18 protein-coding genes are annotated in these 16691 nt (G+C 37.3%); 8 read left to right on the forward strand and 10 right to left on the reverse strand.

Annotated elements, in window-relative coordinates; all coding sequences use genetic code 11:
- Positions 1 to 7: 7 nt before the first annotated feature.
- The 3 genes from KZC02_RS32475 to KZC02_RS10690 form a co-directional block, all read right to left on the reverse strand.
- Positions 8 to 142: a hypothetical protein gene (locus KZC02_RS32475; protein ID WP_255637381.1), complete on the reverse strand. Its 135-nt coding sequence runs from the start codon at positions 140 to 142 to the stop codon at positions 8 to 10.
- Between the two features lie 131 nt (positions 143 to 273).
- Positions 274 to 810: a TrmH family RNA methyltransferase gene (locus KZC02_RS10685; RefSeq protein WP_221394098.1), complete on the reverse strand. Its 537-nt coding sequence runs from the start codon at positions 808 to 810 to the stop codon at positions 274 to 276.
- 169 nt (positions 811 to 979) lie between these two features.
- Complete coding sequence (locus KZC02_RS10690) at positions 980 to 1600, reverse strand: response regulator transcription factor (RefSeq protein WP_221394099.1); 621 nt, start codon at positions 1598 to 1600, stop codon at positions 980 to 982.
- A 372-nt stretch (positions 1601 to 1972) separates the two neighbouring features.
- On the opposite strand from KZC02_RS10690, the gene KZC02_RS10695 reads away from it, so the two are divergent.
- Positions 1973 to 2917 (forward strand): GNAT family N-acetyltransferase, encoded by a 945-nt coding sequence (locus KZC02_RS10695; RefSeq protein WP_221394100.1) that lies wholly within the window; start codon positions 1973 to 1975, stop codon positions 2915 to 2917.
- Here KZC02_RS10695 and KZC02_RS10700 read toward each other — a convergent pair whose 3' ends face one another.
- Complete coding sequence (locus KZC02_RS10700) at positions 2918 to 3559, reverse strand: FkbM family methyltransferase (RefSeq protein ID WP_229254152.1); 642 nt, start codon at positions 3557 to 3559, stop codon at positions 2918 to 2920.
- Between the two features lie 212 nt (positions 3560 to 3771).
- Here KZC02_RS10700 and KZC02_RS10705 point away from each other — a divergent pair, with 212 nt between their 5' ends.
- On the forward strand, positions 3772 to 4653 hold the full coding sequence (locus KZC02_RS10705) for an FkbM family methyltransferase (RefSeq protein WP_221394101.1): 882 nt from the start codon (positions 3772 to 3774) through the stop codon (positions 4651 to 4653).
- Between the two features lie 64 nt (positions 4654 to 4717).
- Here the strand turns inward: KZC02_RS10705 and KZC02_RS10710 are convergent, their stop codons facing one another.
- From KZC02_RS10710 to KZC02_RS10725, 4 genes are read right to left on the reverse strand one after another with little or no spacing between them, the layout of a single operon-like run.
- Positions 4718 to 6217, reverse strand: coding sequence for a lipopolysaccharide biosynthesis protein (locus KZC02_RS10710; protein ID WP_229254154.1), 1500 nt, complete (start codon positions 6215 to 6217; stop codon positions 4718 to 4720).
- A 9-nt stretch (positions 6218 to 6226) separates the two neighbouring features.
- A complete protein-coding gene (gene wecB, locus KZC02_RS10715) occupies positions 6227 to 7327 on the reverse strand; it encodes a non-hydrolyzing UDP-N-acetylglucosamine 2-epimerase (protein WP_221394102.1) in 1101 nt (366 codons plus the stop codon).
- Between the two features lie 33 nt (positions 7328 to 7360).
- Positions 7361 to 8299 carry a glycosyltransferase family 4 protein gene (locus KZC02_RS10720; protein WP_221394103.1) on the reverse strand — a complete coding sequence of 313 codons (939 nt, stop codon included), beginning with the start codon at positions 8297 to 8299 and terminating at the stop codon, positions 7361 to 7363.
- Positions 8248 to 8568 (reverse strand): hypothetical protein, encoded by a 321-nt coding sequence (locus KZC02_RS10725; protein ID WP_221394104.1) that lies wholly within the window; start codon positions 8566 to 8568, stop codon positions 8248 to 8250. The genes KZC02_RS10720 and KZC02_RS10725 overlap by 52 nt, the downstream gene beginning before the upstream one ends.
- Positions 8569 to 8682: 114 nt before the next feature.
- Here KZC02_RS10725 and KZC02_RS10730 point away from each other — a divergent pair, with 114 nt between their 5' ends.
- Positions 8683 to 9489: an FkbM family methyltransferase gene (locus KZC02_RS10730; protein WP_221394105.1), complete on the forward strand. Its 807-nt coding sequence runs from the start codon at positions 8683 to 8685 to the stop codon at positions 9487 to 9489.
- Positions 9490 to 9740: 251 nt separating this feature from the next.
- Here the strand turns inward: KZC02_RS10730 and KZC02_RS10735 are convergent, their stop codons facing one another.
- Complete coding sequence (locus KZC02_RS10735; RefSeq protein ID WP_304488626.1) at positions 9741 to 11009, reverse strand: nucleotide sugar dehydrogenase; 1269 nt, start codon at positions 11007 to 11009, stop codon at positions 9741 to 9743.
- A 164-nt stretch (positions 11010 to 11173) separates the two neighbouring features.
- Between KZC02_RS10735 and KZC02_RS10740 the strand changes: the two genes are divergently transcribed.
- Positions 11174 to 11470, forward strand: coding sequence for a type II toxin-antitoxin system HigB family toxin (locus KZC02_RS10740; RefSeq protein WP_221394106.1), 297 nt, complete (start codon positions 11174 to 11176; stop codon positions 11468 to 11470).
- A gap of 14 nt (positions 11471 to 11484) precedes the next feature.
- Positions 11485 to 11844 (forward strand): type II toxin-antitoxin system HigA family antitoxin, encoded by a 360-nt coding sequence (locus KZC02_RS10745; protein ID WP_221394107.1) that lies wholly within the window; start codon positions 11485 to 11487, stop codon positions 11842 to 11844.
- 131 nt (positions 11845 to 11975) lie between these two features.
- Here the strand turns inward: KZC02_RS10745 and KZC02_RS10750 are convergent, their stop codons facing one another.
- Entirely contained in the window at positions 11976 to 12887 is a 912-nt protein-coding gene (locus KZC02_RS10750) for a class I SAM-dependent methyltransferase (RefSeq protein WP_221394108.1), read from the reverse strand.
- A gap of 162 nt (positions 12888 to 13049) precedes the next feature.
- Between KZC02_RS10750 and KZC02_RS10755 the strand changes: the two genes are divergently transcribed.
- The 3 genes from KZC02_RS10755 to KZC02_RS10765 are packed head-to-tail and all read left to right on the forward strand — an operon-like array spanning position 13050 to position 16481.
- On the forward strand, positions 13050 to 14300 hold the full coding sequence (locus KZC02_RS10755; RefSeq protein ID WP_221394109.1) for a glycosyltransferase family 4 protein: 1251 nt from the start codon (positions 13050 to 13052) through the stop codon (positions 14298 to 14300).
- Positions 14301 to 14346: 46 nt separating this feature from the next.
- Positions 14347 to 15678: an RNA-binding domain-containing protein gene (locus KZC02_RS10760; protein ID WP_221394110.1), complete on the forward strand. Its 1332-nt coding sequence runs from the start codon at positions 14347 to 14349 to the stop codon at positions 15676 to 15678.
- A 32-nt stretch (positions 15679 to 15710) separates the two neighbouring features.
- On the forward strand, positions 15711 to 16481 hold the full coding sequence (locus tag KZC02_RS10765; protein WP_221394111.1) for a glycosyltransferase family 2 protein: 771 nt from the start codon (positions 15711 to 15713) through the stop codon (positions 16479 to 16481).
- Positions 16482 to 16691 lie beyond the last annotated feature (210 nt).

Genomic DNA, 16691 nt, shown 5'->3' on the forward strand with positions numbered 1-16691 from the left:
AATTTGGCTACTTTTTTGCCAGTTTGGCTGCTGCTTTTTCAATCGTTCTTTTTATTTTCTTCGAGCCGGTTACGATAGATTCGATTTTTCCGGATAGTGTTTCGGCGATCTCAGAGGATAATTTTTTTGTTGCGGATTTCATAATTTCTTATTTAAATACATTTAAAGATGGAATTAGTGTCAGTTAAGATTATTTCAGAATACATAAAGCTATATCCACACTATCAACCTGCAATTACAAGTTTATTTAATATAACATCCAAATATTTCGTGTTATATTTCTGTTAACTTATTTCTGACAAACTCCCACAAAATGATTCCCGCTGAAACTGAAACGTTAAAAGAATGCTTGGTGCCAAACTGAGGAATCTCCAGGCAACCATCAACCAATGACATTACTTCTTCCGAAACCCCTTCCACTTCATTCCCAAAAACGAAGGCATAAGACGTATTTTGAAGCGGTTGAAAATGTTCCAGCGAGGTACTTCCTTCCACTTGTTCCACGGCCAATACTTTATACCCCGAACTTTGTAATTTTCTTACTGCGTCAGTAGCAAGTGCTTCTTTTTCCCATATCACTGCAAGTTCAGCACCTAATGCGCTTCTTGTAATTTCACGATGCGGGGGTTCTTGTGTATAGCCGCACAATATCATTTTTTCGGCCCGAAAAGCATCAGCTGTACGAAAAAAAGAACCTATATTATTGAGGCTCCGTATGTTGTCCAATACTATTACATAAGGAAATTTATCTGAATCTTTAAACTCATCCACAGATAAGCGATTCATTTCTTCGACGCGCAGTTTTCGCATGAAAGGTGATTTGGTATAAATAAAGAACAAACCTACTACGAAATGCTCAGATTCGAACTGAAAACACAGCTTTACAGGAACGAAAATATGGACTGTGTAAAGGATCAGGCAAAAAAAATAACCCTGTAAAATAACAGGGTTATCATATAAAAATGAATGTTACTGACTACTACTTAATTTTGGTGATCAGCTCAACAATGTTTTTAACGCCAAGTTTTTCAAAAATCCTTGCTTTATAAGTACTAACAGTGGACAATTGCAAATTCAGCTTTTCCGCAATTTTTGCTGTTCCAAGCCCTTCTTTCAGCAAGTTCATTACATCTGTTTCGCGTGGAGAAAGTGTAACGATTGGATCCGGAAGATATTCCTTAGGATTGATAAGCCTGTTAATATTCATTTGCTGCATATCCTGGCTCATATATTTTTTATTGTCCAGAACGCTCATTACGGCTGCCTTAAACTCATCTTCAGGAGCATCCTTTGACAAGTATCCGTCAGCACCAGCTTGTAAATATAACAAACCATAAAGCTGCTCATCATAGCTGGAAAACATTAAAATCCTGGTTCCTGGTGATTTGGAACGTATGGTTTCAACCATTTTGGTAGTATTACCACCCGGTATATTAATATCCAGAATTAAAAGATCGTATGATTTTAATTCCAGCTCTTTAATTATCTTATCAAAATCATCAACATCTGAAATTGAGGAATCAGGAATAAGAGATTGAAGGAGATGTTTTGTTCCAATCCTCACTACAACGTGATCTTCGGCAATAAGTATGTGTTTCATGTACGGGTTTTGATCCAAATAAGAATGGAATTGCTCATGTCCAAAGTTAAATTAAACTATTAACTTTTAATTAACCATTTATCTTTTTTTATGAAAAAGTTATTGATTAATTACCAATTTTCTCCAGTTATCCGGTTTTGATTGATTTTGTTTGCACAAAAATAGCAATAGGCGTCGTATTTAACATAAAAAAAATGAAATTAGTATATTTTAATTAACTAACGGTCAAATTCACCGTTATTTCGATGCCAATCGAATTTATTCGCGTAAGTTAATTTTTTATTTATACTTTGTATCACACAATTCGTTAATTTTTTTTTAATTATTAAAAATAAAACTAATACTCCGGTTTTTAGGTGGGACACCGAAACCTTGGAAGTCTATCTTTATGAACTTGACAATCTGGTAGAACTTTCTCTAAAATTTGATCCGTATATTTTCCATACTCCAAAACATTTGCTTACACAGTCCCCGTCGACAATATTCTGCTTTTATCTTTTTCGCAAAGTTGAGGATGCGGCAACTGCTATTTTTCAATGTGTTTCGGATCATGAGAAAAACTGGCTATCTCCCGCAAAAGCACCATTTGGTGGAATTCAGTGTGATGAAAGTTGTGTACCAGAAGACATTACATTTTTTATCCAGTGCATTGAACAGTGGATTTCAAGCTGTGGAGGAAACAGAATATCCCTAAAAACCCCGCCGTCATGTTACGATGAAAATGTAAATGTATTAATTTCAAATTGCCTTGGTGTAGATAATTATACAAAAACCACCATTTACGCCAATCATCATATTGTAGTGACATCAAATTTTTTCGAAAGTATAATTCGCAATTCCGAAAAAAGAAGGCTAAAAAAGTGTAACATGGCAGGCTTCAATTGTAGCATATATAAAGGCCCATCCACCGAAATTATTTACAGCTTTTTGTCATATTGCAAATCAGAAAAAAATTACAGTCTGTCAGTAACATTTTCTCAGCTAGAACAATTACTCACCACTTTCCCGAATGAGTTTACCGTTTTTATAGTCAGAGACCTGGATACAATCGTAGCACTCACCGTAACGGTTCGTATAAACCAGTCTATTCTTTATAATTTTTTGTCCGCAAGCTTGCCTTCATACAGTCGTTACAGTCCGGCTGTTATGCTGACTGAGGCAGTATATATTTTTTGTCAGGAAAATGGGATTTCAATACTCGACCTGGGCATATCGCTGGATCATCATGGGAATGAAAAACCAAACCTGATCCGTTTCAAAGAAAATATTGGTGGTAAAAGAAGTTATAAGGCCATGTATGAGAAAAATCTGAAATGATCAGATTTCAAGACAGTTCCCGTCCCGGTAAAATACAGTGCTGCAGCTTTCTGTACTGATAATAGGTAAAGAGCCCTGGAAATCAAGTTTTCTGAAACCACGCTGCTTCATAAGATCTTTTGCATTCTGATACCATTCGCGTTCAGAATTATCCAGTATTAATACCCCGTCTGGTGTTAAAAAATCGACGGCAGCTGCTGTGCATTTTACTCGATTTCTTCCATCTACCACAACTATATGATAACGCTTACCTTCATTTTTAACAGCATTGATGTAATCATTGCCAACAGGCTGAGCCATTACTTTGGTATTCGAAGGCAATTGTGAACTAATTTGCTTAATCCAGTTTGTATCATGTTCAACAGCAGTTACATGCTTTACCTGACTGGCATACCAGCGTGTTGAATTTCCTGAACCGTACTCAAATACTTCAAAATGAGGTTTCAGGCGAGGTTTCAAAAAGAATATAAAGGAATAAGTATACCATGGAAGCGGGTTCCCGTCAGCATCCACCGACTGTTTAGAATTATAACTCCTAAACCAGCCATATTGCTTTAATGCACCTGTCATTACAAGTTGCAAACTGGCCCCTAATCCTACTGTATTCAGTACATCCCAAACTTTATTCTTTAAAGCAAGCATTATAAAAACTTAAAAATCCTGATTATATATTTTTTCTGGTCATTTTTTAAATAATCCCGATACAATATTAGCTTGTTTTTAAATACAGAATCTACTCATATTGAAAAGAAAATAGTCATGATATTCATTTCTAACATTCTGAATACCTGTTGTACCAAAAGGTATGTTAAATTAAATGTTATATTTTTGCCACCATATAATCCGTCGTAATAATGAAATTAAAGACCATAAAGACCATTCTCAATCATCCTTTAAATAAAGACAGAAAATTAAATGCGCTGTTTACCTTCTTCAAACGAGGAATTATAATCCGGCTCCACAAGCATCCGATCGTATATCCATTCATTGAAGATACTTTTCTGGTTGTTGATAAAGGGATGTCGAGTGCTGAATTACAGATATATACAAGTTTGTATGATACCAATGAAATGCTTTTTATGATGCATTACCTGCGTCCGGAAGATACATTCGTAGATATTGGAGCGAACATCGGTGTGTATTCAGTTTTGGCGTCGGGGGTTGCAGGCGCAAAGTCATTGGCTTTTGAACCAATTCCATCTACATTTTTCCGCCTGAAAAGAAATATTCATTATAATAATTTACAACAGAAAGTGGAACTCTTCAATCTGGGGGTAGGTGACAAAGAAGAAACTCTCGTATTCTCGGACTCCCTGGATGCAATAAACCATGTCGTTACCGACGGAAAATATTCAGGTCCGGTAACAAATGTACCTGTTAGCACCCTGGACAAACTGATGTTAAACCAAACTCCGAATCTTTTAAAGATTGATGTGGAAGGTTTTGAGGCAAATGTGATCAATGGCGCCACAGAAACACTCCAGCGGCCAGAATTGAGAGTAATTATTATGGAAACCAACGGCCTATCCGATCAGTACGAATTTGGTCAGAATTACATCCATAACAAGTTATTGTCGCTTGGATTTACACCGAACAGCTATTCACCTCAGGACAGAAAAATTGTCCCCATTGAATCTACCAATCCGGAAAACACAATTTATATCCGTGATATGGAATTTGTAAAAGAGCGGATCAAAACCGGCAAAAAAGTAAGGTTATTGAATCAGCTGTTATAAGCGAACGAACTAAGCGGAAATCGAAAGCTTAAAACCGGAATTGATAAATTCAAACTGGTATAACTTATTTCAAAAATCTGCTCCTGACACTTGTTACCAATCCGGTTATTTCTTCTGAAACATTCAATCTTACAATAGCCAAACCAAAGAACAAAATGATCAGGGTTGAACGAATCGAGATCATGCCCATGGCGCTGAAAATTGTACGCGTATAATGTGGTGAGACGAATGTTAAAGCATACAGGATGGACAAGATCAGGAAAACCTGTAAAGTCTGGTAGGTGAAGGGCATCACATCAAACTTTAACCATACGAAGGTCATTCTGGCAATTGAATAAAATAATGTCGTCAATGCCGTAGCAATAGCAGCTCCTACAAAACCATGCAACGGAATCAGCCATAAATTTAGTAGCACACTAATAGCAGCAGCACCTACAATGAATAAGGTTCCCCATTTGAAATACCTGGAATATAGAATGATCTCACTATTAAGGCCTGTGGCGATATCGAAAACCTTTACCAAAGCAAGGAATAGAACCACATATTTACCTTCGCCATAGGTTTCACCTTTTGGAATTAAAAAGAAAATATCGTCAATACTGGCCCAGATCAATAAAAAAACAAGTCCTCCCGCTATCAATTGATTCAATGCAGACTTTTGATTCATCTTTTGAATCTGTTTCCGATCATTGTTTAATAGTGCGGTAGTCAAAAGTGGTATGGATATTTGCGCAATGGCCTTCCTTGGTATTTCTATAACATTGGCAATGTAAGCTGCAATAATAAATATCCCGGTGCTTACCAGTCCCCGTTCTCCCGCAATCATAGACCTGTCAATAAACATGACCAGGCTGACTCCAATTCCTCCGAGTATAGTAAAACTGCCATACGCAAGCATTTGCCTGAACAGTGCACCGGTCAATAATGAAGCATCAGGTAACCGCCAATACCATTTCCCAAGCTTTTTTATATAGATAAACAAAAAAACAATGGCCAAACCATAAGATGCAACGATCAGATACAGCATCAGATCAAAACTTAACCAACCTAAGCCAAACATCAGAATAAGAAATACGTTGGCAAGTTTCAGATAAACTTCACGTATAAAATTAGGGATAGCTATCCGCGCATTATTCCTGCAGTAAGAATCGAGTATAGTTATATATATCCAGAAAACCGTCCAGGGAACGACAAGGAAATGATATTTTACAATCATCGGAGATTCTTCCGAGAAGTAACTTTTAATTTCAGGAGTAAAAACCAAATATAGAAGAGCAAAAAGAAGCGCACCAATAAATGGCAAAAAAAGTAGAAACGGCAAAATTCCCCGATGTTGCTGTTCATCGTCCCTGAAAAGTCCGAAAAACTTATCTGCAATAAAAGGCGTCCCCAAATGAGCAAATGCAGAAAAAAGAAGACTGTTTTCCAGCAGCAAACGGGAAAGGGCCAGTTGTTCCACCGAAAGGAATTTCGTAGAAACATACATTTGATTTACTATGCCAATACCCACGCCAATATAGGAGCCCAACCCCGCTTTAAGACTCTGCCTTACAACTATTCCCACTATTGCTTCTTATTTAGCGTATTTGTTTCTCAGGATTTCCACAATTCTCTCGGCAGCGTGGCCATCCCAAAGTGGAGGAATCTGCCCTTTCTTTGATTTCCCACCTAAAATTTCACTTACCAGTTCCTTCACCGATTCAGGATTCAGGTCACTTAGTAAATAATTGGTGCCCAGTTCCACAGTGACCGGCCGCTCAGTACTCGCGCGAAAAGTGATACAGGGCACCTTCAGATAAGTTGTTTCCTCCTGAATACCACCTGAATCTGTAATGATCAGCGCTGCGTTTTCCATAAGATATAAAAACTCCAGATAACCTTGCGGTTCCAGTAAGGTTACATTCGACAATGTTTTCAAGTCATCCAGAAGTCCAAAGGTTTCCATATTTTTAAGCGTACGGGGATGTACCGGAAACAATACATGTTTATGCTCCGATGTATCTTTCACAATAGCCAGAATATTTTTAAGGCCTTCTGCATCATCCACATTGCTTGGCCGGTGCATAGTTACCAAAACATATGACTTGCGATCAAGATTAAGTTCTTTCAGTAATTCAAGCTGCGAAGCTTTTGAGCGGTAGTAAACCAAAGAATCGATCATCACATTACCTACAAAATGCACTTTTTCGTCCGGAATACTTTCTCGTTTTAGATTGGCCATTCCGGCCTGTTCTGTTACAAACAAATGATCTGAAATACAGTCTGTCATGATCCGGTTAATTTCCTCCGGCATCCCGCGGTCATTACTTCTTAATCCTGCCTCGACATGCACAACAGGAACATGCTCTTTTACAGCTACCATGGCACAAGCAATCGTTGAGTTTACATCGCCAACAACCAGCACAATATCAGGTTTTTCGGCCAGCATAACCTGCTCAAATTCCACCATGATTTTGGCAGTTTGCTGTGTATGTGACCCTCCTCCTACTCCCAAAAAATAATCCGGCTTTGGCAATTCCAGCTGATTAAAAAATACATCCGACATTTTTGCATCGTAATGCTGGCCTGTATGTACTATTTTGGATTCAATGTCAGAAAATTTCGAAAAAGCCCTGTGTAACGGAGCCACTTTCATGAAATTTGGACGAGCGCCAACAATACTTAAAACTTTCATTTTTATTATCAATATTTTTAGAAACCAACCTCATTACTTTATAACATACTGAAATGCAGCATTATACTCCCGAAGTACGGTATGTATATTAACTTCATTTTTAACAATGTTTAATGAATTTTCGCCAAATGATTTTATTCTTTCAGAGTTATTCAATAAATTTTCAACTGCATGATTCATACTTTCCTGATCTCCATTTTTGAAATAATACCCATTATAACCTTCCCGTACCAGTCGTTTTTCAGTTCCGTCGGCTACTGAGCAAATTACCGGTTTGGCAAAACACATGGCATCGTTAATAGACAATCCACCCATTCCGCCCAAAACATAAACCGTTGATGCATGAAGGTATCTGCCTAATGTAAGCGAATCGTATACGCCCCCAACAAATTTGATCCGGTTGGAAACGCCTGAATCCAAGGCTATTTTTTTCAAATTTTCTTCTTCCGGCCCAAAGCCCACAACGACCAGTTCAACATCCGGGAACAATTTTTCGAGATCTTTAACACACTGGATCAGCATATCAACGCGCTTCCATTTTACCAGCCGGCCCACATGGATCAGCCGTTGCGGATTAGGCGGCAAAATATCCGGTTGTTGTAAAACCCTATCATACGTTGCCAGTAATTCGTCTGTATCGGGCGAATTGGCTGCTATAAAAATCTTTTCCTGTGGCACTCCGTAACTTCCGGTAATATTTCGCGCTTCATCAAAATAGTTGATATGTGCATCAGCAAGAGGCAGATACAACCGGCGTAAACAAGTAATAATGAAGAAATAAAGATAACCTTTCCAATTCTTGTTATCGGCGCCAAGATCTTCTGTAATGTTTTGCCCCGAATAATAATATTCCTTGCTTTTGCCCCAATAGGAAATATTAAATGGAATATCACGGCAGATTATTTTGGCTCCGGTTTTTCTTAATCTGGAATAAAAAAAGGATTTAATACCAATTGCAAAAAATACGGCCATGCTGACATGACAATAATATCCGGCTTAATTTCATTAAGAGCAGGAATGAGGTCCTGGAAAAAAGATTTCCCATACCAGGTTGTGTATTCAGGAAGCTCTACCAGTTTGAACTGCATGGAAGAATGATCTTCTTTTACACCTGCACCCACAGCTTTGCTTTTTTGACTGGGTTTGATCAGAACAAGATCGGTTCCTAGCTCGGAAACCATTTTATTCAGGATCAATGTAAAATAATGCGGCAACCCCGCCATGACAAAACAAACACGCATGCGTCAGAAAATAGGAAGATATTTCTGCAAAAGTACACATTCAAAAGTAATTTTAAGGTCGGCTACAATCTTTGCCCTATCTTCGCCAATAAAATTAATGCATAATTGTATTTCATGTACTGGCTGCGCTATTTGCTAAAAGAACCATTTCAGGCGTTACGTACCCCGCGTGACAGAGAATTTATTAAGCTCCTTTTAAAATACGGTGATTCCATAAGGCATGACCGTAAGCACGTTGGTTTTGGAAAATATCATTTGGAAGTGCCTGATGTAATGTCTTTTTTATGGCAATACAAGGAAATATTTGTTGATGAATTCTACTTTTTCAAAACATCTAATTCTAAACCGGTTATTCTGGATTGCGGCAGCAATATTGGAATGAGTATCCTATATTTCAAGGAGTTATATCCTGATGCTAAAATCATGGCGTTCGAGGCAGAACCCGCAATTATAGAACTGCTTCGTTCGAATCTGATACGGAATAACATCACCGATATTGACCTGATCCCGAAAGCAGTATGGAAAGATGAAGAAGGAATCTGGTTTGGAAGTGAGTCGGCAGATTCATCTTCTATTTATTCAAAAGCTAAAAAAAGAAAAATCGATTCCGTCAGGCTTAAAGATTATCTGGAAAAAGAAGAGCAGATTGACTTTTTAAAAATAGACATTGAAGGAGCAGAAACAGAAGTGCTGGACGATTGCAGAAATTCCCTTTCAAACGTCAAAAACCTGTTTGTCGAATTCCATTCTTATATCGGAAATACCCAGGGTTTAGCAGACATTATCAGGATTTTTGAAGAGAATAATTTCCGGTATTTCATTGATACAAATCAGCATCGCCTTCGTCCATTCGTAAATCATCAATACAGAGGAAACGATGTAATGGATTTGCAGCTGAATATCTTCGGGTGGAGGGAGTGACGCCAGAAAAAAGGTTTCACGCAGAGTAGCCCAATAAAAGAGTTATGTTTCGATAAAAATAACTTTGTGGCAAATTTGCCTTGGCAGGAACCAAAACTACCGCGAAGACTCGAAGACACAAAGAAGAAATTAGGGAACCTTTGTGTCTCCGTAACTTAGTTGTAAAACAGAAGACATATAATGTTAAGAGAGGTTAAGCGCAGAGAATATAGAGCAAACTTAGCGTTCTCTGCATGAAACCTTCCTTTCTCCTACAACCGCGAATCAACAGAATCCTTCGGCAGCGTAGATTTCAGATCGTAAATAACTGATTTTTCATACGTAAAATCGGAAATTGTCAATTCCTGAAATGACTGATGCGCAACTGCAAGCACCACAGCCTCATATTTCCCCGCCGGATTGTCAATCAATGAAATACCATATTCTTCATCAACTTGATCTGGTGATGCCCATGGATCATATACATCCACCTGCATGCCAAAATCCGTCAGTTCTTTGTAAACATCTACAACACGCGTATTCCTGATATCAGGACAATTTTCTTTAAATGTTATACCCAAGATCAGAACCCTGCTTCCTTCTATTTTATGTCCTTTTTTGATTAGCAATTTGACTAACTTATTAGCAACAAAAATGCCCATTGTATCATTTACACGCCGACCAGAAAGTATTACCTGAGGATAATAACCCAGTGATTCTGCTTTGTAAGCCAGATAATACGGATCTACTCCAATACAATGGCCGCCAACAAGACCCGGTTTATATTTAAGGAAATTCCATTTCGTACCCGCAGCTTCCAGGACTTCCGTTGTATCAATCCCCATTCTGTCAAAGATCAGGGCAAGTTCATTTACAAAAGATATGTTGACATCGCGCTGTGCATTTTCAATTGCTTTGGATGCTTCGGCTACTTTGATCGATGTTGCCAGATGTGTTCCGGCTTCAATGATGGAAGCGTATAAATTATTGACCAGAATGGCTACTTCTGGTGTGGAACCGGAAGTTACTTTTTTGATTTTGGTTAATGTATTGATCTTATCACCCGGATTGATTCGCTCCGGAGAATAGCCGCAAAAGAAATCAACATTGTACTGTAATCCGCTCGCTTTTTCCAGAACAGGGACACAATCTTCCTCCGTACAACCCGGATAAACAGTAGATTCATAAATCACTACATCACCCTTTTTCAAAACACTGCCGATCGTTTGGCTTGCCTTTAAAAGCGGGCCTAAATCCGGTTTTTTGTAATTATCAATCGGCGTGGGAACAGTTACAATATAAGTATTATAAGCAGCCAAAGATTGAATATCGCTTGAAAATACGAGGTCTTGAACACGCTGCAAATCCTGCTCTGAAATTTCCTGGGTACGGTCATATCCCGTTTTTAACTCCTGGATACGCTCTGTACTAATATCGAAACCCAATACCGAATATTTCCGGCTAAACTCTACTGCCAACGGCAATCCAACATAACCAAGACCAATAATTGCAATTTTCCTTGCGTCCACTTCTGACAACATTACTGTAAATTTTATAAGAGGACATAAAACTATACATATTAATCCTGATCAGAAAATTTTGACAGGATCGCACAAAAGAAACTAAGAATTGATTTTGTTGACAGATTTAAAAGCACGCTTCATAAGTTCTAAATATTGGAACTTTAATTATCTTTACTTCTAATATGAGAATATTTTCCAGAAATACACTCCAAGAGTTTTGGACAACACATAGCGATTCAAAAACAGGTCTTTTGAGTTGGTATGATAAAATGAGCAAATCAGAAAATACTCCACAAGAAATAATTGCCGACTTTAAAGGTGCTGATTATGTTGGTAATGAAAGAATAGTATTTAATATTGCCCGCAATAAATACAGGCTAATTGTTTCCTTCAATTATGAATTTAATGTCTGCTGGGTCAAATTTGTAGGAACACACAAAGAATATGACAAAGTAGATGCAAAAACTATAAAATTTTAGCCATACTTTATACAATGAAAACTTTCGAAATTAGACCCATAAAGACTGAAACTGAATACAAGGCAGCTTTGCAGGAACTCGAAAAAATCTGGAGTGCAAAACGCGATACACCAGAAGGTGATATTTTCGAATTACTCGCGTTAGTTATTGATGACTATGAATCAAAGCAATTTCCGATGCCTGCACTTGATCCGATAGAGGCTATCAAATATCAAATGGAGGAAAGAGGTTTGCATCAAAAAGACCTTCTGCCTTATTTTGGCTCAAAAAGCCGTGTGTCAGAAATCCTGAACAGAAAAAAACCACTTACTTTAAAGATGATTAAAACTTTATTTAAGGATTTCGGTATTCCCGCTGAAACTTTATTATCTTAAAAAATTTAAGCACGAAGTTAAGGAATATCATATGGCTTAAAAAAGTCTAATGTCACAAATTGTGATCTTAGACCAAACAATATTCATGCAAATTTGAGATCCTTTCCACTGTTCAATTCGCAACTAAAACCTTACTTCCCCGCATAAGGATTAACCGGGAAAACATGAATTTGAAATCCATCCTTTTTCATCGCTTCAATAACCTGTTCAGATGGCGTCCTTTTGAAAATGACCGCGCAAAGAACCTGCGACGGCATAAGCGACAATCGTGTCAGGAAATTATGCAGTGCCAGTTTGCTTTTTATCTTTTTAAATGCTGATGAAGAATCATCTGCTTTTTCGTGACCGGCCGCCGCATTATAATAATTATTGTTAATTCCTTTAAAAGCGACCATTGGTAATCCGATTCCGTTTGCCAGCTTATCAATTTCCCTCTCCGATAATTTAAAAACGTAATTACCAACTTCTTCAAAAGAATAGCGGTTCTTCCAGTATTTCTGTAATAATGTCGTGTCCCGTCGATCCAGAATATTCCTTAAAGCCAATAATAAAGGCATTTTTGAGATCGGATCATGTGGTTCAACGAGTACAACGCCTTCTTTTGCCACTCTTAGCATTTCATATACAGCCATATATGGACGTGGAAAATGATGATAGGCTTCTTTGCAAAATATATAGTCAAAGCTATTATCGGCAAAGGTTAGGTTTTCAGCATTTTCCACTGAATATTTTTCAAAAAGTCCGTGTCGCTGTGAAAGAGGTAAAAAAGTATCAGAAATATCTGTTGCTGTTACATCCAAACCTTTTTCGTAGAAAAAATTAGCGTCAAAACCATAACCATCACCCACTGTCAGCCAGCTTTTTTTCTCAGTAACCAACGGATTTACCATTGCCAGTAACCGGCTGTGTATCCAGTTGTTGATCGTTTTATTTTCAGCATCATATTTCCAATCAGCAATTGCTTTTTCCTGCGCCTCTCTGGTTGCATACTGTACTTCGTACCAGCCTGAATGGGCTTCGTGACTTTGTTTTTCCGTAGACATCGTTTTTCAATTACCTGATAATTGGATAAAGATACTTTTAACGAATAAAAATAAATAAACGTAAGAACTATTAATTTTACCTTTCAGGCTAAAAGCGCAATTGAAAATCCCGAATTCTTCACTGTGCCGGTTGCCTTGTCAAAATTCATTTTTTCTCTTAATATGATTCTTCACCTGAGTACTTTTCATTTGGAAGGAGGAGCCGGAGTTGCGGCCACACGCCTGCACCGGGCACTGCTTTATTCGGGAGAAGATTCTTACATGCTTATACCTGAAGTACAAAATCCGGAACAAGGAATAATTCCATTAGCCAATACCAAATGGAAATCCAGAATAAATTTCTTTCGTTTCGTTTCAGAAAGATTACAGTTTCTCCCTTTTGAAAAAGACAAAAGCGTGAGGTTTGCATTTTCACCAGCCGCTGCCGGTGCTGATATCAGTACTCATCCTCTTGTAATTGAAGCCGATATTATACATCTGCACTGGATCAACTTCGGGTTTCTTTCTATGGATTCTCTGGAAAAATTGTTTTCACTGGGTAAACCAATCGTCTGGACTTTACATGATATGTGGGCTTTTACCGGCGGTTGTCATTATAGCAGAGGCTGCGAAAACTATTTAATCCATTGTCAGTATTGTCCATATCTGGCACAACCGGATGAATATGATATATCATTTTCTCAGTTTGAACAAAAAGCTGCTATTTACAAAACGGCCAAAATGGCTTTGGTTTCTCCCAGCAACTGGCTGAACGATTTAACAAAAAAAGCAAAATTGACTAAAAACCTGCCGGCATTGAGTATTCCAAATTGCCTGGATACGGAGATATTTAAACCTAAAAGTAAAACTGAAATCAGAAAAGTGCTGAATTTGCCTATTGATAAAAATCTGATCCTTTTTGCCGGCGCTAATACCCAGGATCCAAGAAAGGGATTTGATTATTTTAAAGAAGCAATCAGGATAAGTAGTGCGTTATCAGAAAATATTGAAGTATTGATTTTTGGAAAATCTAATCCTGATAGTTTTGCTTCTTTTCCTGTTCCGGTTCATTACCTGGGAAAAATTACGGAAACTGAACAAATGGTAAATGTCTATAATGCTGCTGATATGATCATTGTGCCCTCTTTGGAAGACAACTTACCTAATACAATTATGGAGGCTATGGCCTGCGGCACTCCTGCGGTTGGATTTGCTACCGGGGGAATTCCTGAAATGATAGATCATCAGGAAACCGGTTACGTTGCCAAATTAAAATCTACAAATGCTTTATCAGAGGGAATTGAATGGATAATCCGGAATAATATAAATGGTGAAATTTCAGCAAAAGCGCGTAAAAAAGTAGAAGATTGTTATGCCGAAAATGTTGTTACCGGACAATATTCGAAACTTTACAAATCGTTATTGGAAAAATAATGTGCGTAGTATGTCTATATTCGTTACTTGATTTCCTCTTTTTATTATGTCTGAAAATTCACAAAATGAATACAAAAGCAGTTTTGGCGATGCTGTGATCGAAACTTTGGTAGCATTTGCAAACTCAAAAGGCGGACAGGTATTTGTTGGCGTAGACGATGATGGAAAGCCCGTCAAAAACTTTTCTATTAAAGAGGAAACCGTTCAGCAATGGATAAATGAAATCAAAAATAAAACACAGCCTTCTATCATTCCGGATGCAGAAACTATCGAAATAGACGGAAAAGAAATCGTTATTCTTTCTACAAAAGAATTTCCGGTTAAGCCGGTTTCATTTAAAGGACGTTATTATAAAAGGGTTCAAAACTCAAACCATCAATTGAATCTGAGTGAGATTTCTAATTTGCATCTCCACACTTTCAATACCAGTTGGGATAGTTATGCAACCAATGATTATACTTTGGAAACCATTTCATTAAGCAAAGTCAATGCATTTATTGAAAAATCGAATGCCTTTAAAGAGTTTCCTTTACAAGATGACCCACTAACAGTTTTATATAAATTCGAACTTCTTAAAGAACCTCACATCACTAATGCCTGCCATTTGTTATTTTCTCAAAATGATGTTTTTCAGGCAACCATTGAGCTTGGGCGATTTGCTACTCCGACTTCTATCAAAGATGGATTTACACTTCGTAGTGACCTATTCAGCGAAGTAGACGAAGTGATGAATTTTGTTAGAAAACATATTAATAAAGAATATATTATCACCGGAAATCTGCAACGTGAAGAGCGTTGGCAATACCCATTGAATGCGATAAGGGAAATAATTGTTAATATGATTGTTCATCGTGATTATATGCACTATGGGGATTCTTCTATTAAAATTTATGATGATCATATTGAATTTTTCAATCCCGGCTCCCTTCCTGAATCTATATCCATTGAGCAATTAATGGATGGTAACTATACATCGCAAGCCAGAAATAAAAAAATAGCCTTTGTTTTTAAAGAAGCCGGAATTATTGAAAAATATGGATCGGGCATAAAAAGAATAAAAAACAGCTTTATTGACTATGGCCTGGAAGTGCCCGGATTCGAAAATTTTCAGCACGGATTCAGAGTAATTGCTTTTTCAAAAACTGTGGAGAAAACTGTGGAGAAAACTGTGGAGAAAACTGTGGAGAAAACTGAAATTCAGATTTTAAACCTGATTAAAACTAACCCAAAGATAACAACTAAAGCCATTCAGGAAACCACGGGATTAACCAGAAGAGGCATAGAATGGCAGATTCAAAAGTTAAAAGAGAGAAATATAATCGAAAGGGTTGGACCAGATAAAGGAGGGTATTGGGAAGTGAAAACTGAAAAATTATAGCTATTGCTCTATCACTTTCTAAAATTGAAATTATGCCCTTTCTCACCATAGTTACCATTACCTACAACGCTGAAAAATATCTGGAAAGAACCTTGAAAAGTATTCAATCGGCACTTTTCAATACAACTAACTCTTCTGAAATTGAGTATTTGATCATTGATGGTAATTCCCAGGACACCACATTAAAAATTGCAAAAGAATATTCTCAGATTATCACCAAAATTGTTTCCGAACCAGACAGCGGTTTATACGATGCTATGAACAAAGGCCTGGCTCTGGCAACAGGGAAATATGTTTGGTTTATGAATGCAGGGGATGAAATATTTGACAAAAATGTGGTTTCTAATCTCATACTCAGTTTTGAAACCAATGCTGATGTTTATTACAGCGATGCTATGCTGGTCAGGGAGGACAGTACTGAAGTGGGGCTCAGAAGTAAATTTACACCACACAGTTTACCGGAAAATTTAAAATGGCAGGATTTTGCGCTTGGAATGAAAGTTTGCCACCAGGCATTTATTGTAAAAAAAGCCATTACACCAATCTACGATATTACCAATCTCAGTGCTGATATTGACTGGGAAATAACCTGCCTTAAAAAAGCAGACAAAATTCAGTTTCTTCATTTTACACTTTGCCGTTATCTGCTTGGTGGCATATCAGTGAAAAATCACAAACGTTCATTAATCGACCGGTTAAAAGTTCTCAGAAAACATTTTGGACTTATACCTGCCATTTGGAACCATCTGTTTATTTTTTGGCGTGGTTTCCTGTTTGCCCGGTCCAATGGCAAATATTGGTAATTTACAATACTTTATAGGCGAATAGTATACTGGTTACTAACAAATATCCCTCTTTCTATCCTAATATTTATTCTTCCGATAATTTAAATTCTGCAAAGAAATTCGCAGTTTAAAATTACATTCATTAGTAAAATTTCAATATAAATATTTTGTTGCCACAACAATAACCATATATTTGTTTTGAAGTTTTACAAAAAACAAAATCTAACT

This window comes from Dyadobacter sp. NIV53 (assembly GCF_019711195.1).
GTDB lineage: Bacteria > Bacteroidota > Bacteroidia > Cytophagales > Spirosomataceae > Dyadobacter.